General features: G+C 64.3%; 20 protein-coding genes. 7 read left to right on the forward strand and 13 right to left on the reverse strand.

All coding sequences use genetic code 11. The annotated features are described in order from the left end of the window. The first annotated feature begins 6 nt into the window (after positions 1–6). Positions 7–714 (forward strand): RraA family protein, encoded by a 708-nt coding sequence (locus tag GSQ88_RS29000; RefSeq protein ID WP_159011225.1) that lies wholly within the window; start codon positions 7–9, stop codon positions 712–714. A 48-nt stretch (positions 715–762) separates the two neighbouring features. Here GSQ88_RS29000 and lysA read toward each other — a convergent pair whose 3' ends face one another. From lysA to argH, 3 genes are all read right to left on the reverse strand, one after another. Further along, positions 763–2,028 carry a diaminopimelate decarboxylase gene (gene lysA / locus GSQ88_RS29005; RefSeq protein ID WP_159011226.1) on the reverse strand — a complete coding sequence of 422 codons (1,266 nt, stop codon included), beginning with the start codon at positions 2,026–2,028 and terminating at the stop codon, positions 763–765. Positions 2,029–2,035: 7 nt separating this feature from the next. Next, positions 2,036–2,344, reverse strand: a complete 309-nt coding sequence (lptM, locus tag GSQ88_RS29010) for an LPS translocon maturation chaperone LptM (RefSeq protein ID WP_159011227.1) — start codon at positions 2,342–2,344, stop codon at positions 2,036–2,038. A 90-nt stretch (positions 2,345–2,434) separates the two neighbouring features. Then, positions 2,435–3,832: an argininosuccinate lyase gene (gene argH, locus GSQ88_RS29015; RefSeq protein WP_159011228.1), complete on the reverse strand. Its 1,398-nt coding sequence runs from the start codon at positions 3,830–3,832 to the stop codon at positions 2,435–2,437. Between the two features lie 104 nt (positions 3,833–3,936). Here argH and tlpA point away from each other — a divergent pair, with 104 nt between their 5' ends. Next, positions 3,937–4,626, forward strand: a complete 690-nt coding sequence (tlpA, locus tag GSQ88_RS29020) for a thiol:disulfide interchange protein TlpA (protein WP_159011229.1) — start codon at positions 3,937–3,939, stop codon at positions 4,624–4,626. Positions 4,627–4,750: 124 nt separating this feature from the next. On the opposite strand, the gene GSQ88_RS29025 is transcribed toward tlpA, so the two are convergent. Beyond that, positions 4,751–4,939 (reverse strand): putative motility protein, encoded by a 189-nt coding sequence (locus tag GSQ88_RS29025; protein ID WP_159011230.1) that lies wholly within the window; start codon positions 4,937–4,939, stop codon positions 4,751–4,753. 61 nt (positions 4,940–5,000) lie between these two features. Continuing rightward, a complete protein-coding gene (locus GSQ88_RS29030; RefSeq protein ID WP_159011455.1) occupies positions 5,001–5,849 on the reverse strand; it encodes a LysR family transcriptional regulator in 849 nt (282 codons plus the stop codon). A 111-nt stretch (positions 5,850–5,960) separates the two neighbouring features. Between GSQ88_RS29030 and GSQ88_RS29035 the strand changes: the two genes are divergently transcribed. Continuing rightward, the gene (locus GSQ88_RS29035) at positions 5,961–6,344 is read left to right on the forward strand and encodes a tautomerase family protein (protein ID WP_159011231.1); all 384 of its coding nucleotides are present in this window, start codon (positions 5,961–5,963) and stop codon (positions 6,342–6,344) included. After that, positions 6,341–7,567: an aminotransferase class I/II-fold pyridoxal phosphate-dependent enzyme gene (locus tag GSQ88_RS29040; RefSeq protein WP_246785091.1), complete on the forward strand. Its 1,227-nt coding sequence runs from the start codon at positions 6,341–6,343 to the stop codon at positions 7,565–7,567. Before GSQ88_RS29035 ends, GSQ88_RS29040 begins: the two co-directional genes overlap by 4 nt. A 147-nt stretch (positions 7,568–7,714) precedes the next feature. Here the strand turns inward: GSQ88_RS29040 and GSQ88_RS29045 are convergent, their stop codons facing one another. The 5 genes from GSQ88_RS29045 to GSQ88_RS29065 form a co-directional block, all read right to left on the reverse strand. After that, positions 7,715–8,596: a 3-hydroxybutyryl-CoA dehydrogenase gene (locus tag GSQ88_RS29045; protein WP_159011232.1), complete on the reverse strand. Its 882-nt coding sequence runs from the start codon at positions 8,594–8,596 to the stop codon at positions 7,715–7,717. Positions 8,597–8,704: 108 nt separating this feature from the next. Continuing rightward, positions 8,705–9,646 carry an electron transfer flavoprotein subunit alpha/FixB family protein gene (locus GSQ88_RS29050; protein ID WP_159011233.1) on the reverse strand — a complete coding sequence of 314 codons (942 nt, stop codon included), beginning with the start codon at positions 9,644–9,646 and terminating at the stop codon, positions 8,705–8,707. Beyond that, entirely contained in the window at positions 9,647–10,396 is a 750-nt protein-coding gene (locus tag GSQ88_RS29055; RefSeq protein ID WP_159011234.1) for an electron transfer flavoprotein subunit beta/FixA family protein, read from the reverse strand. It lies immediately after the preceding gene. Positions 10,397–10,689: 293 nt separating this feature from the next. Further along, positions 10,690–11,262 (reverse strand): cob(I)yrinic acid a,c-diamide adenosyltransferase, encoded by a 573-nt coding sequence (locus tag GSQ88_RS29060; protein WP_159011235.1) that lies wholly within the window; start codon positions 11,260–11,262, stop codon positions 10,690–10,692. A gap of 27 nt (positions 11,263–11,289) precedes the next feature. Continuing rightward, positions 11,290–11,484 (reverse strand): twin transmembrane helix small protein, encoded by a 195-nt coding sequence (locus GSQ88_RS29065; RefSeq protein ID WP_159011236.1) that lies wholly within the window; start codon positions 11,482–11,484, stop codon positions 11,290–11,292. A 129-nt stretch (positions 11,485–11,613) separates the two neighbouring features. Here GSQ88_RS29065 and GSQ88_RS29070 point away from each other — a divergent pair, with 129 nt between their 5' ends. Further along, complete coding sequence (locus tag GSQ88_RS29070) at positions 11,614–12,507, forward strand: YihY/virulence factor BrkB family protein (protein ID WP_159011237.1); 894 nt, start codon at positions 11,614–11,616, stop codon at positions 12,505–12,507. Here the strand turns inward: GSQ88_RS29070 and GSQ88_RS29075 are convergent. Then, complete coding sequence (locus tag GSQ88_RS29075) at positions 12,434–13,729, reverse strand: ATP-binding protein (protein WP_159011238.1); 1,296 nt, start codon at positions 13,727–13,729, stop codon at positions 12,434–12,436. The genes GSQ88_RS29070 and GSQ88_RS29075 overlap by 74 nt on opposite strands. Positions 13,730–13,943: 214 nt before the next feature. Then, positions 13,944–14,813: a tRNA glutamyl-Q(34) synthetase GluQRS gene (gene gluQRS / locus GSQ88_RS29080; protein ID WP_159011239.1), complete on the reverse strand. Its 870-nt coding sequence runs from the start codon at positions 14,811–14,813 to the stop codon at positions 13,944–13,946. 172 nt (positions 14,814–14,985) lie between these two features. Between gluQRS and GSQ88_RS29085 the strand changes: the two genes are divergently transcribed. After that, complete coding sequence (locus GSQ88_RS29085; protein WP_159011240.1) at positions 14,986–15,633, forward strand: DNA-3-methyladenine glycosylase family protein; 648 nt, start codon at positions 14,986–14,988, stop codon at positions 15,631–15,633. Positions 15,634–15,754: 121 nt separating this feature from the next. Here GSQ88_RS29085 and GSQ88_RS29090 read toward each other — a convergent pair whose 3' ends face one another. After that, positions 15,755–16,642 carry a LysR family transcriptional regulator gene (locus GSQ88_RS29090; protein WP_159011241.1) on the reverse strand — a complete coding sequence of 296 codons (888 nt, stop codon included), beginning with the start codon at positions 16,640–16,642 and terminating at the stop codon, positions 15,755–15,757. A gap of 151 nt (positions 16,643–16,793) precedes the next feature. On the opposite strand from GSQ88_RS29090, the gene GSQ88_RS29095 reads away from it, so the two are divergent. Further along, on the forward strand, positions 16,794–17,768 hold the full coding sequence (locus tag GSQ88_RS29095) for an NAD(P)H-dependent flavin oxidoreductase (RefSeq protein ID WP_159011242.1): 975 nt from the start codon (positions 16,794–16,796) through the stop codon (positions 17,766–17,768). Positions 17,769–17,806: the final 38 nt, after the last annotated feature.

A 17,806-nucleotide genomic window follows, 5' to 3' on the forward strand; every position in this document is an offset into this window, starting at 1 on the left:
TCTCCTTTGACATCAGGAGATGACAGCATTCAACTCGACCAATTGACCACCGCGCACCTGGCGGATGCATGCTTGCGCGTCCAGGTGCCGCTGCGATGTGCCCCGCATGTGATGCGCCCCGCCGTGGCCGGCATGAGAGCCAGCGGCAGGGTACGCCCGGTACGCCACGTTGGCAGCGTCGACGTATTTCTCGAAGCACTGGAGCAAGCGGACGCCGGCGACGTTCTTGTCGTCGACAATGACGGCCGGCTCGACGAGTCCTGCGTCGGCGATCTGGTGGCGCGGGAAGTCAAAGGCGCCGGGCTTGCGGGCATGGTGATTTGGGGATTGCATCGCGATAATCCCGAGGTGGCGGAAATCGGCCTCCCGCTGTTCAGTCTCGGCTTGATCCCGGCGGGCCCGCAGCGGCTGGATCCGAGACCCCCCGACACGTTCGAAGCCGCCAATGTCGGTCCGCATCGGGTCACATCCAGCGACATCGTCTTGGCCGATGAAGATGGCGTGCTGTTTCTGCCCAGCGAACACCTTGCGCTGATCGTCGCGACCGCGGCCGGCATCCGGGACACCGAGCGGCGGCAAGCCCTCGCGATGGCAGGCGGGCAGAGCTTGCGCGAGCAATTGCAGTTTGCGGAATATTTGTCGCGGCGGCGTCGCGATCCGCAGCATGGCTTTCGTCAGCACCTCAGGGAGATCGGCGGCGCTATCGAGGAATGAATAGACGGTCTGTGATGGTCATGCGTCGCGTGGCAGGCCTGCCGCGCGTCACAGCCACGGCGCAGGCTTGTCCATCGCGATCAGGTCTTCGACCTCGATGCGAGGCCGCACCACCGCGTATTGATCGTCCTTGACCAGCACTTCCGGGATCAGCGCGCGGGTGTTGTAGGTGCCGGCCTGCACCGCGCCATAGGCGCCGGCGGTCATGATCGCCAGGAGATCGCCGGCCGCAGGCACCGGCATGTTGCGGTCGAGCGCGAGATAGTCGCCGGTCTCGCAGACCGGCCCGACCACGTCGGCGGTGATCATGCGCGCGCCGGGGCTTGCCTCGCGTACCGGCAGGATGTCGTGATGCGCCTCGTACAGGGTCGGCCGGATCAGATCGTTCATCGCGGCATCGATGATGACGAAGTTTTTGGCGTCGCCCGGCTTCACATAGATCACACGGGTGACCAGGATGCCGGCATTGCCGACGATCATGCGGCCCGGCTCGAACATCAGCGTGCAGCCGAGATTATGCGTGACCCGCTTGACCATCGCGGCATAGGCGTCCGGCGCCGGAGGCGCTGCGCGGTCCATGTAATAGGGAATGCCGAGGCCGCCGCCGAAATCGATGTGCGAGATGGTGTGGCCGTCGGTGCGCAGCGTCTGGACGAATTCGGCCAGAATCCGGAACGCGGTTTCCATCTTGGAGAGGTCCGTGATCTGGCTGCCGATATGCATGTCGGTGCCGGTCACTTCGATCCCCGGCAGTTTGGCCGCGCGGGCATAAACCGCGCGAGCGCGGGCCAACGGAATGCCGAACTTGTTTTCCGATTTGCCGGTCGCGATCTTGGCATGGGTGCCGGCATCGACATCCGGGTTGACCCGGACCGAGATGCGCGCGGTCTTGCCGCTTTCAACGGCGAGCCGCGACAGCAATTCGAGTTCGGGCTCGGACTCGACATTGATGCACAGAATATCCGCCGCCAGCGCCGCGCGCAGCTCGGCTTCGGTCTTGCCGACGCCGGAGAACAAAATCTTTTGCGGCGGAATGCCGGCGGCCAGCGCGCGCTTCAATTCGCCGCCCGACACCACATCGGCGCCGGCGCCGAGCTTGGCCAGCGTGCGCAGCACCGACTGGTTGGAATTGGCCTTCATGGCGTAGCACACCACGGCCTTTTCGCCGGCGAAGGCTTCGGCAAAAACCCGGTAATGGCGCTCCAGCGTCGCGGTCGAATAGCAATAAAACGGCGTGCCGACCGCATCCGCCAATTCGATCAGATTCACCGCCTCGGCGTGCAGCACGCCGTTGCGATAGTCGAAATGGTTCATGATTAGCTCAGTTGCTATTCAGCAGCGGGTCGAGAACGAACGATCTCTTGGGGCCCTTGCCGGCGGTCGGCGCGGTGTCGGCACCGTAGGTCGAATTGAACAGGCTCGGCGTCGCTGCGCGCTGCGCATCGGTATCGGTCGGCTCGGCGGCGGACGACTGCGCCACGGGCGATTGCGATCCAGAGGACTGTGACTGCGATCCGGTCGGTGGCAAATCGAGCGGGCCTTTACGGCCGCACCCGGTCAACGCCAGCACCGAAGCGGCGAGCAGGACGACGGTCCATCTCGGCGAGAAAGGATTAGAATGACGATTCACGGCGATATCCCCAAAGCGGCGGCACCATACAAAGATTGCCCCGCTCTGGCGAGACCCGGGCGGTGACGAAATTACGGCGCAAAACCTGGTTCAGCCCAATTTTCGCTCTTTTTCCAGTCGCTTGAGCCACGCCTTGGCTTGCGCCAGCACGTTCTTCGGCGCGGTGCCGCCAAAACTCGTGCGGCTTTTGACCGAGGACTCGACCGATAGCACCGCCAGGGCATCCCTGGTGATGCGCGGCTCGACCGCCTGCATCGCCTGCAAGGATAGTTCGTGCAGCGCGATCCCGGCCTTGGACGCCTCCGCGACAATGCGCCCGGTGACGTGATGGGCGTCGCGGAACGGCATTTTCAGGGTCCGCACCAGCCAATCGGCGAGATCGGTAGCCGTAGCGTAGCCCTCGCCGGCGGCGAGCTTCATCCGCGCCTGATCCGGCACCAGGTCGAGCACCATTCCGGTCATCGCCCGGATCGCCAGCGACAGCGCGGAAAACGCTTCCATCGCGCCCTGCTTGTCCTCCTGCATGTCCTTTTGATAGGCCAGCGGCAGGCCCTTCATCACGATCAAGAGCGCGGTCAGCGCGCCGATCACCCGGCCGGTCTTGGCGCGAACCAGTTCGGCGGCGTCAGGATTGCGCTTCTGCGGCATGATCGAGGAGCCGGAGGTGAATTTGTCGCTGAGCCGCACCAGCCCCACCAGCGGCGAGGTCCAGATCACGATCTCCTCGGCGAAGCGCGACAGATGCACCGAGGCGATCGCCGCCGCCGACAGCGTTTCCAGCACGAAATCGCGATCGGAGACCGCGTCGAGCGAATTGGCCATCGGACGGTCGAAACCTAAAGCCTTGGCGGTGGCGTGGCGATCGATCGGGAATGAAGTTCCGGCCAAAGCCGCGGCGCCGAGCGGCGATTCGTTGAGGCGCTTGCGGGCATCGGCGAAACGGCCGCGGTCGCGCCCGGCCATCTCGACATAGGCCAGAAGATGATGCCCGAAGGTCACCGGTTGGGCGGTCTGCAAATGGGTAAAGCCCGGCATCACGGTGCCGGCATGTTCCAGCGCCCGCTCGACCAGCGCGTATTGGAACGCGGCCAGGGCGGCGTCGGTCTGGTCGATGACATCGCGCACATACAGCCGGAAATCGGTCGCGACCTGGTCGTTGCGCGAACGCGCGGTGTGCAGCCGGCCCGAGGCGGGTCCGATCAGTTCACCAAGCCTGCTCTCGACATTCATGTGAATGTCCTCGAGCGCCCGTTTGAAATCGAACGAACCCTTGGCAATCTCTGACAAAATCGTGTCTAGACCCTTGCCGATATTTTTCGCATCGTTTGCGGTAATAATGCCTTGCGCAGCGAGCATCGCGGCGTGGGCCTTGGACGCGGCAATGTCCTGGGCATACAAATGACGATCGACGTCGATCGAGACGTTGATTTCCTCCATGATCGCATCGGGACGTTCCGTGAACCGGCCGCCCCACATCTTGTTGCTCATGATTTGTTGCTCATATCCTGCCGCTTGCCGTCATGCCCGCCAGCGATGCGTCACCGCCGCACCCGATCCTCATGTCGGCTCTGCATAGCCGTATCTGATACAGGATGACAAACGATATGCCTGAAGACCCCTTGCCCCGCCTGGCCGTGACGCGCCGGATTCCCATCGCGATCGGGGCCGTGCTGATCGGGGCGGTGATTGGATTTGCCGGGGTATATGGCATTGGCGGATTTGGGCGCCATTCCGCCGGCGATCCGGCCTGCCGCCCGGCGATCGCGCTGTCGAATAAACTGGCGCCGCTGGCGCATGGCGAGGTGGCGGCGCTGACCATGGCCACGACCCCCCTGAAACTACCGGACCTCGCGTTCGAGGACGCCGACGGCAAACCCAAAAAACTCTCGGACTGGCGCGGCCGCACGGTACTGGTCAACCTCTGGGCCACCTGGTGCGTGCCCTGCCGCAGGGAAATGCCGGCGCTCGACAGCCTGCAGACAAAACTCGGCGGACCGGATTTCGAGGTGGTCGCCGTCAACATCGACACCCGCGACCCGGACAAGCCGCGGAATTTCCTCAAAGAGGAGAAACTGACCCGGCTCGGCTTTTTCACCGACCCGAAAGCCAAGGTTTTCCAGGATCTTAAGAGCATCGGCCGGGCGCTGGGGATGCCGACATCGGTGCTGGTCGATGGCCAGGGCTGCGAGATCGCCACCATTGCCGGACCGGCCGATTGGGCCAGCGACGACGCCGTCAAGCTGATCTCGGCGGCCTTGAAGCCGGCAACGGCGGGATTTTAGGGGTTTCACGCACCCGAACGTAGGGTGGGCAAAGCGCAAGCGTGCCCACCGAGCTGGTTCGATGCTTGAAATGGTGGGCACGGCGCAAAGGCGCCTTTGCCCACCCTACGGCGGCGGTGGGATTTTAGGCTGAAATATTGAGGTTGCCGCCGACGCCGGCGCCAAGATTCGCCGTCGATGGCGTGCCTAACAGGGTCTGGACCTCGGATTTCGCCGCATCGGCGTTCGATTTCATGATCGAGGTGGTGACCTGGGTCTGGGTATTTGCCGCCTGCATCGCCATCATGGCGCCGACCACTGCCATCATATCCATACGCACTACTCCCCAACGCCGGCGACCCTAGCGAGCCAACGGTAAAAGACGGATTAAGACGTCAGGCGGCCGCTGCGAACGCTGCCCCCAACGTGCGCAGCGCGCGCCGGGTCCGCGCGTCCGCCGGCTTCGAATAAAGCATGACCTCGCGCGACGGCAGCGGCGGCAGGCCGAGCCGGGGCCCGAGATCGGCCGTATCGGATGGCGCGACCCGGCGCCCCAGTGCTGCGACCGCAAGGCCCGCGGAAATCGCAGCGCCAATGGCCGCGATCCCGCCGCCGACAAAGACCTCGGTCCAGGGCACGCCGGCCGCGTCCAGCGCGCCGACCGCCATGGCGCGCACGCTGCAAGGCTCGGCCTGGGTCGCCAGCCGCAGCGGCTCGCCGGTCGGACGATTGAAATCAGGCGTCCCCATCCAGCTGAATTGTTCCTCGAACAAGACCTCGCCGTCGCGGCGCTTGGCGTCGTGCCGGAGCGCGATCGCCGCATCGAGTTCACCGGCATCGAAGGCCTCGAGCACCGAACGCGAGGCATCGATCTGCAAACCAATCACAAGGCCCGGATCGGTCGCGTTGATGCGCTTGAGCACCGCGGCCAGTTCGCTACCGACGATGTGGTGGCTGACGCCCACCGCCAGGCGGCGATGCTCGACCGCGAAGGCGCCGATCGCGGATTGATGTGCGGCGACCAGATGGCGCGCGGCGCCGAGAAACGCGCTGCCCTCCGCCGACAGCCTGACCAGCCGCGGGGTTCGCTCCAGAAGGCGCCGGCCGAGCCCGTCTTCCAACCGCTTGATCTTCAGGCTGATCGCGGATTGCGTGGTGTCCAGCGCCTCCGCGGCCCGGGTAAAACTGTTCAGATCGGCCACCAGCACAAAGGCCTGTACCGCCTCGATATCGAGCGCTCGCATGGTCATTCATTTCAATATGAAATCACTGAAATAGTATTTCATATCGTTTTTTAATGGTCAAGCATGGCCTATAACCTGTCGGTCACCACCGACCACCAACAGGAGCGCCCCATGCCGCTGACCCGGGTTTCCATGCGACGGGGCAAGCCCGCCGCCTACCGCAAGGCCATTCTTGAGGGCCTCTATCAGGCGATGCGCGAGACCTTCAACGTCCCCGAGGGCGATCGCTTCATGATCCTGACCGAACACGACGAAGATAATTTCGCCTACGACGCAAATTATCTCGGCATCAGGCGCAGCGATGACCTCGTCATCATCCAGCTCACCGTCAGCAACACCCGCCCGAGGGCGCAAAAGCAGGAGCTGTACCGGCGCATCGTCGAGAAATTGACCGCCAACCCCGGCCTTCGTCCCGAAGACATCTTCATCAATTTGGTCGAGGTGCTTCCCGAAAACTGGTCGTTCGGCCACGGCGTGGCGCAGTACGTGCAATGACCGCCAAGCCCTTGAACGCCATGCCCGTGTTGTCACCGCGCGTCAGTGCCATCCAGCCGTCGCCCGCCTCGGTGCTGCGCCGCCGCGCCCGCGAGTTACGCGGCGCCGGGCGCGACATCATCGAGATGTCCTCGGGCAATCTCGATTTCGCCACGCCGGACCATGTCATCGCGGCGGCGCATGACGCGGCCTTGCGAGGAGACACCCGCTACACCGATGTCGACGGCACGCCTGAACTGAAGCAGGCGGTGCGCGCGGCATTGCAGCGCGACCATGGCCTCGACTATGCCACCGACGAGATCGTCATCACCAACGGCTCGACGCAGGCGCTGTTCAATGCGTTGCTGGCGACGCTTGCGCCGGGCGACGAGGTGATCGTGCCGGCGCCCTATTGGGCGCCCTATCTCGACCAGGTGCGGCTCGTCGGCGGCGAACCTGTCGTCGTGCCCTGTCCGCAGAACAACGGCTTCAAGCTGCGCCCGGAGGACCTAGAGGCCGCGATCACCGCCAAAACCCGCTGGCTGGTGATCAATAACCCGGTCAACCCGTCGGGTGCGGTCTATCGCCGCGACGAACTGGCCGAGATCGCCGCCGTGCTGCAACGATACCCCGATGTCTGGATCATGGCCGACGGCCTCTACGAACAGATCGTGTTCGAGGGTGACCGCGCACCTACGCTGGCCGCAATCGAACCGCGCCTGAAGCCGCGGACGCTGACCGTCAGCGGGCTCGCCAAGGCCTATGCGATGATGGGATGGCGCATCGGCTACGCCGCCGGCCCGGCCGCGCTGATCCGCGAAATGATAAAGATCCAGTCGCAGACCACGTCCTGCGCCTCGTCGATCAGCCAGGCCGCCGCGATCGCCGCACTCGACGGCCCGCAGGACCTGCTGCGGGAACGGATCGCGATCCTGCGCGGCAAGCGCGACCGCTTTGTCGCGCTGGTGAATGATTGTCCTGGTCTTAGCTGCGCCGCGCCGGAGGGAACGTTTTATCTCTTGGTGTCCTGCGCCGGCGTGATCGGCAAGCGCGCGCCCGACGGCACGGAAATCGGCAGCGACCGCGATTTTGCGGCCTATTTGCTGCAGAACGCCGACCTCGCGGTATTCCCCGGCGAGGATAGCGGGGTGTCGCCGGCGATCCGGGTCAGCTTCGCCAATCCGTCAGCGCTGATCGAGGAATCGGGCCGGCGATTGAAGCGTGCGTGCGAGGCGCTGCGGTAAAAATCGTAGGGTGGGCAAAGGCGCTCTCGCGCCGTGCCCACCGTTCAACATGAGAGGTCATTTAATTTCTTGGTGGGCACGCGGAGCCTGTCATCGGGCGCGCATTCGCGCGACCCGGTGGCTTTGCCCACCCTACGGCAGCGTAGCCTAGCGTGTCGGGACCGGCTTTTCGCCGCGATAGTCGTAGAAGCCGCGCTGGGTCTTGCGGCCGAGCCAGCCGGCCTCGACATATTTCACCAGCAGCGGACAGGGCCGGTATTTGGAATCGGCCAGCCCCTCATGCAGCACCTGCATGATCGACAGACAAGTGTCGAGGCCGATGAAATCCGCCAGTTCCAGCGGCCCCATCGGATGGTGCGCGCCGAGCTTCATCGCCGCATCGATCGCCTCGACATTGCCGACGCCTTCATACAGCGTGTAGATCGCCTCGTTGATCATCGGCAGCAGGATGCGGTTGACGATGAAGGCCGGGAAATCCTCCGATACCGCGATCTGCTTGCCGAGCCGGCTGACGAATTCCTTGGCCGCCTCGAAGGTGGTGTCGTCGGTGGCGATGCCGCGGATCAGTTCGACCAGCTCCATCAGCGGCACCGGATTCATGAAATGAATACCGATGAAGCGTTCGGGACGGTCGGTCGATGCCGCAAGCCGCGTGATCGAGATCGATGAGGTGTTGGACGCGACGATCGCCTCGGGCTTCAGCACCGCGCAGACGTCGTGGAAGATCTTGCGCTTGACGTCTTCCTTCTCGACCGCGGTCTCGATCACCAGGTCGCAGTCGGCAAGGCCCTCCATGGTATCGCTGGTAGCGATCCGGTTCAGCGCCTGCTTGCGGGCATCGTCGGTGATGATCTTCTTGACGACCTGGCGCGACAGATTGCCGTTGATGGTCGCCATCGCCGACTTCAGCCGGTCATCGGAGACGTCGTTGAGCACGACATCGAGCCCGGCCAGCGCCGCGACATGCGCGATGCCGTTGCCCATCTGGCCCGAGCCGATCACGCCGACCTTGTTGATCACTACCGCCATCTTGCCATCCATCCGGGCGACGCGCGATTGCAGCGCGCCTTCCCATGCCTTGTCTAACGCCGCCCGAAATCCACTCAACCGGGTGGCGGTTGATCCCGTTCTTGCCCGTTACTTGCCGAGTGCCTCGGTCAGTTCAGGAACCGCCTGATACAGATCCGCGACCAGGCCATAATCGGCGACCTGGAAGATCGGCGCGTCCTCATCCTTGTTGATCGCGACGATCACCTTGGAATCCTTCATGCCGGCGAGATGCTGGATCGCGCCGGAAATGCCGATCGCGATATAGAGCTCCGGCGCCACCACCTTGCCGGTCTGGCCGACCTGCCAATCGTTCGGCGCATATCCGGCATCCACCGCGGCGCGCGAGGCGCCGACACCGGCGCCGAGCTTGTCGGCCAACGGCTCGATATATTTGGCGAAATTCTCCCGGCTCTGCATCGCGCGACCGCCGGAGACGATGATCCTGGCCGACGTCAGTTCGGGACGATCGCTTTTTGCGACCTCCTCGCCGACGAAGCTGGAGAGGCCGGGATCGGCGGCGGATGCGGCATTTTCAATGGCCGCGCTGCCGCCATCGCCGGCCGCGGCGAAGGTCGAGGTCCGCACCGTGATAACCTTCTTGGCGTCCTTGGACTTCACGGTCTGGATCGCGTTGCCGGCGTAGATCGGCCGCTCGAAGGTGTCGGGCGAGACCACCTTGATGATTTCCGACACCTGCATCACGTCGAGCAGCGCTGCGACGCGCGGCATCACGTTCTTGAAGCGCGAGGTCGCGGGCGCCACGAAGGCGTCATAGCTGGGAGCCAGCGCCACGATCAGCGCCGCCAGCGGCTCGGCAAGATCATGGGCGTAGGCATCGCCCTCGGCCAGCAGCACCTTCGTGACGCCGGCAAGCTTGGCGGCCGCCTCCGCGGCGGCCTTGGTGCCTTCGCCGCCGCCGGCAACCAGCACATGAACCTCGCCGCCCAGTTGGGTGGCCGCGGTCAGCGCCTTGTTGGTGGAGTCCTTCAAGGTTGCGTGTTCGTGTTCGGCAATCAACAGCGTCGTCATTTAGAGAACCCCGGCTTCGGTCTTGAGCTTCGATACCAACTCGGCGACGTCCTTGACCTTGACGCCTCCCTTGCGGCCCGGCGGCTCGGTGGTCTTGAGGATTTCAAGATGCGGGGTGAGATCGACACCGTAATCCGCCGCGCTCTTGTCCGCGATCGGCTTCTTCTTGGCCTTCATGATGTTGGGCAAACTTGCATAGCGCGGCTCGTTAAGCCGTAGATCGGTAGTTACGATCGCGGGGCCCTTCAGTTTCACGGTCTGCAAGCCGCCATCGACTTCGCGCGTCACCTTGAAATCGGAGCCGTCGACTTCGAGCTTGGAGGCAAACGTCGCCTGCGACCAGCCGAGCAGCGCGGCCAGCATCTGGCCGGTCTGGTTGCTGTCGTCGTCGATCGCCTGCTTGCCCAGGATCACAAGGCCGGGCTTCTCTTCATCCGCGATGGCTTTGAGAATCTTCGCGACCGCCAGCGGCTCGACATTGCCTTCCGCCTTGACCAGGATGCCGCGATCGGCGCCCATCGCAAGACCGGTGCGGATGGTTTCCGACGCCTGCGCCGGACCGATCGATACCACCACGACCTCGGTCGCCTTGCCGGCTTCCCTCAGCCGCAGCGCTTCCTCGACGGCGATTTCATCGAACGGATTCATCGACATCTTGACGTTGGACAGTTCAACGCCCGTTCCGTCGCTCTTGACGCGGACTTTGACGTTGTAGTCGACCACCCGCTTTACCGGCACCAAAACCTTCATCGATCCTCTTTCGCTTGGTTTTCAGGTCTTATCGCTTGTTTGTGACCTGTTCGGTTACTGGCCGCGGAACCTAAAGGTCCGGCCAAGCCCGGTCAACGCGCGAGGGCCAAAAATCGCCCCCTTCGAGCTTATCCATCCTGCCATGAACCGTACCTGAAGGGCCCACCCGGCACGAAGCGGGAACCGGTTTATCCGAACAAACCACCTCGTTGGTCCCGGGATCGTGCTTTGAACGGCAAGATACCGCCAAACCTCGATCCATCAGCGTGGGATACCATACCGCCGGACACGCCTTAACGGTTCTGGCCGGGCACCCAGAGCACGTCGCCGGCCCCATTGTTGTTCACGGCGCGGCTGGCGACGAACAGGAAATCCGACAGCCGGTTCATATACTGGATCGCGGCGTCGCTGACCCGCTCGTCGGGCTGGGCTGCGAGTTCCACCATCATCCGTTCCGCCCGACGGCATATGGTGCGCGCCAGATGCAGATAAGCCGCCGCGGGCGTGCCTCCGGGCAGCACGAACGAGGTCAACGGCGAAAGCGGCTCATTTAGCGCGTCGATGTCGCGCTCGAGGCGTTCGACCTGGCTCGACAGCATCCGCAACCGCTCCGCTTTGCCCTCGCGCTCGGGCACCGCCAGATCGGCGCCGAGATCGAACAGATCGTTCTGGATCAGGCCCAGCATCACATCGAGATCGCGCATCTGCGAAAGATGCAGCCGTACGATGCCGATGGCGGCGTTGGTCTCGTCCACGGTTCCATAGGCGCCGATGCGCAGGTCGTATTTCGCGCGCCGTTCACCATTGCCAAGCGCGGTGGTGCCGTCATCGCCGGTCCGCGTGTAGATACGATTGAGGACGACCATCTCGGGCTCCGATATCTTAAACTTGCTCTAATGCCCCATCGCCCAAACCGTCAGCATGGTGAGGACGATGGCGATGAATTGCAGCAGCACCCGCCATTGCATCAGCTTCTGCGACCGGCTCGGCGAACCGCCCCGCATCATGTTGATCAGGCCAAGCAGCAGCACGAACGCGACGGCGCCGACGGCGATGGGAAGGATTAACTTGCTCAGGAGTCCACTCATGACGCCTACATAACACCGCATGGCGCGATCCGCCAACGTCTGCGCCCATGCGCGATGCAACCATCTGGCTTTCAAGCACGTAATATCAGAAGGTGACCATCGAACCGGTCGCGCAAGCTCAGGTGCAATGTGAGGCAAATTCACTACGTCTATCTGGTCGCCCTGGATGCGTTCTACACGTTTCTCGCCGATGACGGCTGGGCGATCGCGAGCCACATCGCGCTGTCGACCTTGATGGCGCTGTTCCCGTTCCTGATCGTGCTGGCCTCGCTGGCCGGCTTCTTCGGCTCCAAGGAACTCGCCGACCAGGCCGTGCAATTACTGCTGCAAACCTGGCCGAAACAGGTCGCCGATTCGCTGTCGGGCCAGATCCACGAGGTGCTGACCACCAGTCGCGGCGACATCCTGACCATCGGTGCGGTTCTGGCGGTGTACTTCGCCTCCAACGGCGTCGAGGCGCTGCGGGTCGCGCTCAACCGCGCCTATGCGGTGAGCGAGCCGCGGCGCTGGTACTGGCTGCGGCTGGAATCGATCGGCTACACGCTGATCGCCGCCTTCACCTCGCTGGCAATGGCGTTCCTGATCGTGCTCGGCCCGCTGATCATCGAGGCGGTGCGGCGCTACATTCCGCTGATCGTCGAAACCAACGAACACTTCCTCAACCTCGCGCGCTACGGCATCACCATCGCGGCGCTGATCGTCGCGCTGTTTATCCTGCATGCGTGGCTGCCGGCCGGCCGCCGCAGCTTCCTGCAGATCCTGCCCGGCATCATCTTCACCATGGTGGCCTCGCTGATTTCCGGCATCGTTTTCGGCCAGTACCTCTCACGCTTCGCCAACAACTACGTCACGATGTATGCCGGGCTCGCCTCGGTGATCATTGCGCTGGTGTTCCTGTATTTCATCGCCGCGATCTTCGTGTATGGCGGCGAACTGAACGCGGCGATCATCAAGTCGCGGCTGCCGACCGGCGTGTCGCTTCAAGCAGCGCAGTCGCTAAAGCCCGCGGAGACACAGGTTTGACCAGAAAGGCATCCGCGCCGGCCGCGCGCGACGCCGCTTCATCATCGCCGCGGCCCGATACGCCGATGATCGCGATACGGCCAAGCGGCGGGTCCAGGCGGCGGATGCGCTTGATCGCCTCGATGCCGTCGATGCCCGGCAACACCATGTCCATCAGCACCGCGTCGAAGTCGCCTTGCGCGATCCGCTCGACCGCCGCCTCGCCGCGGCCGATGAATTCCGCATGATGGCCGAGTTCGGTCAGGATGGTGTTGAGCACGACGCGGCCGAACGGATTGTCCTCGACGCTGAGCACCCGCAACGCCGGCGTGGCAACCGACGACGGCTCGACCTCGCCGCCGGCGCCGGTTTTCGCCGGCCTGGCGCGGGCCAAGGTCACCTTCAGCGTAAACGTGGTGCCGCCGCCACGCCGGGGCGTGATGGCGATATCGCCGTCCATGGCACGGGCGAGCTGTTTCACCGACGATAGTCCAAGCCCGGCGCCGCCGAAGCGCGAGGCGATGCTGACATTGGCCTGTGAGAACGGGCGAAACAGCCGCTTGATCTCGGCGAGCGAAAGACCAATTCCGCTATCGGAAACCGCGAACGCGACCGCGATCCTGCCCTTGGCGCCGCGCGACATCGACACCGCAAGCGCGACGCCGCCCTGCTCGGTGAATTTCACCGCATTATCGATCAGATTTTCCAGCGCCGCGCGCAGCCGAACCGGATCGCCGATCACCAGCGCCGGAAGCTTTTCCGAAATGTCGACCGCCGAGCGCAACCCCTTGGCCGCCGCCCTGCCGGCCAGCGCATCGCCGATATTGCGGGCCAGCGCCCGCAGATCGAACAGGTCCTGCCGGACCTCGCTGCCGGCCGTTGCCGTCTTCGCGGCATCGACGAACAGCGTCGCCAGGCTGGCGAGGTGTTCGGCGCCGGCCTTGATGGTATCGACCCAGCGCCGCTCGCGCTCGCCGAGGTCCGAGGTCGCCAGCAGATCGCTGATCGCCAGGATTCCGGTCAGCGGCGTACGAACCTCATGCGCGAACGCCGCAAGTGCTGCTTCGACGATCCCGGGTGAGGGCTTCTTGGCTGCGACGGTCTTGGCTTTGACAGGCTTCGCAGTAACGCTCTTGGCCACGCGCTTGCGCACCGTGCCCGCGGTGGCACGCGAAGCACGTTTTTTCGTCGCTCGCCGTTTCGGCGGCGGCGCGGTGCGCTGTGAGCGCGATCTGAACGCCATGATTCCCCCGACCCGGCAGGTCCAGCATGCCATGGCATGCCACCGGGAGTCACGCAGGCCAAGCTATTTGCACACCGGGACGGACTTGGGGCTGATTCGTGGCTTGGATTCTTGTTTTGACGCGTTTTCTTGACGCGAACCGGTCTCCACGGAGCCGGTCATCGGGCGCGCATTCGCGCGACCCGTTGGCTTGAAAACGCTATAAAGCGAAGCCTTAAAGGCCGACCAGTCGGCGGATATCGGCTGGCGTCGCGCCCTCGGCGCGCAGGTCGCGCAAACCGGTGGCCTCGGTCGATTTTGACAGCTTCTGCCCGGCGCCATCCCGCATCAACCGGTGATGCCGGTAGACCGGCTGTGGCAGCCCGAGCAGCGCCTGCAGCAGCCGATGAACGCTGGTCGACCAGAACAGGTCCTCGCCCCGCACCACCTCGGTGACGCCCTGCAAGGCATCGTCGATCACCACCGACAGATGATAGCTGGTCGGTATCTCCTTGCGCGCCAGGATGACGTCGCCCCAGGCTTGCGGCCAGCCCGTGACCGCGCCGCTCTCCCCCGCCGGGCCTGCCCCGCGCTCGCTCCAGGCGAGATCGCCGACCCGCGCGATCGCCGCTTCCATGTCAAGCCGCAGCGCATACGGTGTCCCCGATTCGAGCAACGCCGCGCGCGCCACCGGCGCAAGCGATTTCGCCGCACCAGGATAGAGCGGCGCGCCGTCGGGATCGCGCGGCCACGCGCCGTCGGCCTCCCGTTGCGCCACCAGCCTTGCGATATCGGCACGGCTTTCGAAGCTGGGATAGATCAGGCCCTGGGCGGTCAGCGTTTCGATCGCGTCGCGATAGGCGCAAAAATGCTCCGACTGCCGCCGCACCGGATGTTCCCAGGCGATGCCGAGCCAGGCGAGGTCCTGGTAGATCGCGGTCTCGAATTCCGGCCTGCATCTGCTGGCGTCGATATCCTCGATCCGCAGCAGCAACCTGCCACCGGCCCGGCGCGCCAAATCAAAGTTCAGCAGCGCCGAATAAGCGTGACCAAGATGCAGATAGCCGTTCGGACTCGGGGCAAATCGGAAAACGGGTGGCGGCATTGTTCAAGCTCCGTCATGCCCGGGCTTGTCCCGGGCATCCACGTCTTGCAACAGTGCCGCAAGAAAAGCATGTCCATCAACCGCGGGCCAATGCCATCTGTAGAAGACGTGGATGGCCGGGACGAGCCCGGCCATGACGATTGCCAAGAGACGATTGCCAAGAATTGAAACAATGACCGTTCATCTCAATACCCAGGCCGATCTCGAAGACGCCATCCATGCGCTGGTCAAACGGGACCCGCGGCTGAAACCCATCTTCCAACTCACCGGCATGCCGGCGCTGCGGCAGCGCGAGCCGGGATTTGCCGGACTTGCGGCGATCGTCACCGGCCAGCAGCTCTCCACCGCGAGCGCCGCGGCGATCTGGGGCCGCCTCAGCGTTGCGTTCGATCCATTTCACCCTGATGCGATCCGCAAGGCCCGCGCCGATCGCCTCGGCCGGCTCGGGCTGTCCGCGGCCAAGATCAAGACCCTGAAGAACATCGCGCGCGAGCTCGCCGCCGAGCGATTGAACCTCGACGTGCTCGCCAACGAGGATGCCGATGCCGCGCACAACACGCTGACCGCGCTGCACGGCATCGGCCCGTGGACCGCCGACGTCTATCTGCTGTTTTGCCTTCGGCATGGCGATGCCTGGCCGGCGGGCGATCTCGCCGTGCAGGAGGCTGTCAAGATCGGCCTCGGACTGAAGACGCGCCCGACGCCGAAGGAAATGGCGCCGCTCGCCGAACCGTGGCGGCCGCTGCGCGGCGCGGCGGCGCATCTGTGGTGGAGCTATTATCGCGTGCTGAAGAAGCGCGAGGGCGTGATTTCAAAGTAGCCTTGATTTCAAAGCAGCCTCAGAGCGTTTTCGAGCGAAGTGGGCACCGGTTCGCGTGAAGAAAACGCGTCAAAACAAAAGACTAGAGCCCCGTTCCGATTCCATCGGAACGGAAAAGGCTCTAGCCGCGCAACCGCAGCTGGTCCTCGCGCGCGCATGCGGTGACGAAGTCGATCACCGCGCGTACCGCGGGGAGTTCGACGAGGTCCGGATGCGCCAGCAGCCAGAGATCCGACACGCTGACGAGCTTCTGCGGGGCGACGCGAACCAGATCGGGATCGTCGGCGGCGACAAAGCAGGACAGCGCCGATATTCCAAGGCCCATCCTCGCGGCGGCAAGCATATCGCCCTGGGACGAACAGCGCAGCACGACCGATCCCTGCCGCGTGATGAGATTGCTCCAGCGTGCCAGACGCTCGTTCGACGCCCGGTCGGCAAAGCCGATGACGCTGTGTCCCTTCCATTCGTCGCGCCGTTCCGGCAGCCGCCGGCGTGCCGCGTAGTCGCGCGAGGCGTAGAACCCGGTACCGATGCGGCCGATCTTGCGGCCGATCAGGTTCTCTTCGCCGCTATCGACCGGCCGCAGCACGACATCGGCCTCGCGGCGGCGCACGCTGGCCGGAAACGGATGGGTGATGATCTCGAGCTGGATATGGTCGTGCGCGCGCAGGAACGGCCCGAGCCGCGGCATCAGCCAGTGGGACGCGAATGTCGGACCGATCGAGAGCTTGACCACGCCGCGCGCCTGCGCACCGGTCGCCGATACGGCGGCTTCGGCCCGCAATGCCGCCGCCGCCATGGCCTCGACATGTTCGCGGAATTTGCGCCCCTGCGACGTCAGCGAAAGGCCTTCGTGGGAGCGCGCGAACAAGGGGATGCCGAGCTGATCTTCCAGCGCGGCGATCTTGCGGCCAACCGTCGGATGACTGGAACGCAGCTGGCGCGCGGCCGCCGCGAAGCTGTGGGTTTCGGCCACCGCGACGAAGGTCTTGCAAAGATCCCAGTCCATCGGCGTCCTCCAACGGGTCAGGCAGCTATGTTCAATAATGATAAGATTGCCGTTCAATATTGAACAGAAGAGGTGACCCGTCCAGATCTATAATGGGGTCGCATAACGAGGCCCCGGCTGGAGCCGGCCCGGGACCACAAGGGAGGATTGAATGCCGTTGCCAGCGTCGCTTGCCGATACCCTCGAACTGCCCGTGCTCGGATCGCCATTGTTCATCGTATCCGGACCCGAACTGGTGATCGCCCAGTGCAAGGCTGGCGTCGTCGGCTCGTTCCCGGCGCTCAATGCGCGCCCGGTCGAAAAGCTCGATGAATGGCTGACGCGAATCGAAAACGAACTCGGCGAGTACAAGGCGCTGCATCCGCACAAGAAGGTCGCGCCCTACGCCGTCAACCAGATCTGCCACGCCTCCAACGACCGGTTGATGAAGGACATGGAAACCTGTGTGAAGCACCGGGTTCCCATCATCATCACCTCGCTGCGGCCGCCGCTTGAGATCGTCGAGGCCGCGCATTCTTATGGCGGCGTGGTGTTTCACGACGTCATCAACGCAAGGCACGCGCGGAAAGCCGCCGAACAGGGCGTCGACGGCCTGATCCTGGTATGCGCCGGCGCGGGCGGGCATGCCGGCACGCTGTCGCCGTTCGCGCTGGTGCGCGAGGTCAAGCAATGGTTCAAGGGCACCGTCCTGCTGTCGGGGGCGATTTCCGACGGCTGGAGCATTGCCTCGGCGATCGCGCTCGGCGCCGACCTTGCCTATATGGGCACGCGCTTCATCGCGACGACCGAGGCCAACGCCGATCCGGCCTACAAGGCCGCGCTGACCCAATACGCCGCGCACGACATCGTCTATTCCAACCTGTTCACCGGGGTGCACGGCAACTACCTCGGCCCGTCGATCGTGGCCGCGGGCCTTGATCCGCACAATCTGCCGGTCGCCGACAAGTCGAAGATGAATTTCGGTTCCGGCGGAAACAGCAAATCCAAGGCGTGGCGCGACATCTGGGGCTGCGGACAGGGCATCGGCCCCATCACCGATGCGCCGCCGGTCGCCGAGCTGGTCGAGCGGCTGAAGGCAGAGTTCGAGGCGGCACGAAGCGATTTTCTGCAACGGGCGCGCGCCTGAGACCGGTGCTACTCCGCCGCCAAGGAGACAGTGACGTG

This window comes from Bradyrhizobium sp. S69 (genome assembly GCF_009766005.1).
Classification (GTDB): Bacteria; Pseudomonadota; Alphaproteobacteria; order Rhizobiales; family Xanthobacteraceae; genus Bradyrhizobium.

What these genes read in the sequence shown, in the direction of transcription:
- lysA (WP_159011226.1), bottom strand. Translation starts at nt 2,028, where the DNA reads ATGAACCATTTCGACTATCGCAACGGCGTGCTGCACGCCGAGGCGGTG.
- argH (WP_159011228.1), bottom strand. Translation starts at nt 3,832, where the DNA reads ATGAGCAACAAGATGTGGGGCGGCCGGTTCACGGAACGTCCCGATGCG.
- tlpA (WP_159011229.1), top strand. Translation starts at nt 3,937, where the DNA reads ATGACAAACGATATGCCTGAAGACCCCTTGCCCCGCCTGGCCGTGACG.
- GSQ88_RS29025 (WP_159011230.1), bottom strand. Translation starts at nt 4,939, where the DNA reads ATGGATATGATGGCAGTGGTCGGCGCCATGATGGCGATGCAGGCGGCA.
- GSQ88_RS29030 (WP_159011455.1), bottom strand. Translation starts at nt 5,849, where the DNA reads ATGCGAGCGCTCGATATCGAGGCGGTACAGGCCTTTGTGCTGGTGGCC.
- GSQ88_RS29035 (WP_159011231.1), top strand. Translation starts at nt 5,961, where the DNA reads ATGCCGCTGACCCGGGTTTCCATGCGACGGGGCAAGCCCGCCGCCTAC.
- GSQ88_RS29040 (WP_246785091.1), top strand. Translation starts at nt 6,341, where the DNA reads ATGACCGCCAAGCCCTTGAACGCCATGCCCGTGTTGTCACCGCGCGTC.
- GSQ88_RS29045 (WP_159011232.1), bottom strand. Translation starts at nt 8,596, where the DNA reads ATGGCGGTAGTGATCAACAAGGTCGGCGTGATCGGCTCGGGCCAGATG.
- GSQ88_RS29050 (WP_159011233.1), bottom strand. Translation starts at nt 9,646, where the DNA reads ATGACGACGCTGTTGATTGCCGAACACGAACACGCAACCTTGAAGGAC.
- GSQ88_RS29055 (WP_159011234.1), bottom strand. Translation starts at nt 10,396, where the DNA reads ATGAAGGTTTTGGTGCCGGTAAAGCGGGTGGTCGACTACAACGTCAAA.
- GSQ88_RS29060 (WP_159011235.1), bottom strand. Translation starts at nt 11,262, where the DNA reads ATGGTCGTCCTCAATCGTATCTACACGCGGACCGGCGATGACGGCACC.
- GSQ88_RS29065 (WP_159011236.1), bottom strand. Translation starts at nt 11,484, where the DNA reads ATGAGTGGACTCCTGAGCAAGTTAATCCTTCCCATCGCCGTCGGCGCC.
- GSQ88_RS29075 (WP_159011238.1), bottom strand. Translation starts at nt 13,729, where the DNA reads ATGGCGTTCAGATCGCGCTCACAGCGCACCGCGCCGCCGCCGAAACGG.
- gluQRS (WP_159011239.1), bottom strand. Translation starts at nt 14,813, where the DNA reads ATGCCGCCACCCGTTTTCCGATTTGCCCCGAGTCCGAACGGCTATCTG.
- GSQ88_RS29085 (WP_159011240.1), top strand. Translation starts at nt 14,986, where the DNA reads ATGACCGTTCATCTCAATACCCAGGCCGATCTCGAAGACGCCATCCAT.
- GSQ88_RS29090 (WP_159011241.1), bottom strand. Translation starts at nt 16,642, where the DNA reads ATGGACTGGGATCTTTGCAAGACCTTCGTCGCGGTGGCCGAAACCCAC.
- GSQ88_RS29095 (WP_159011242.1), top strand. Translation starts at nt 16,794, where the DNA reads ATGCCGTTGCCAGCGTCGCTTGCCGATACCCTCGAACTGCCCGTGCTC.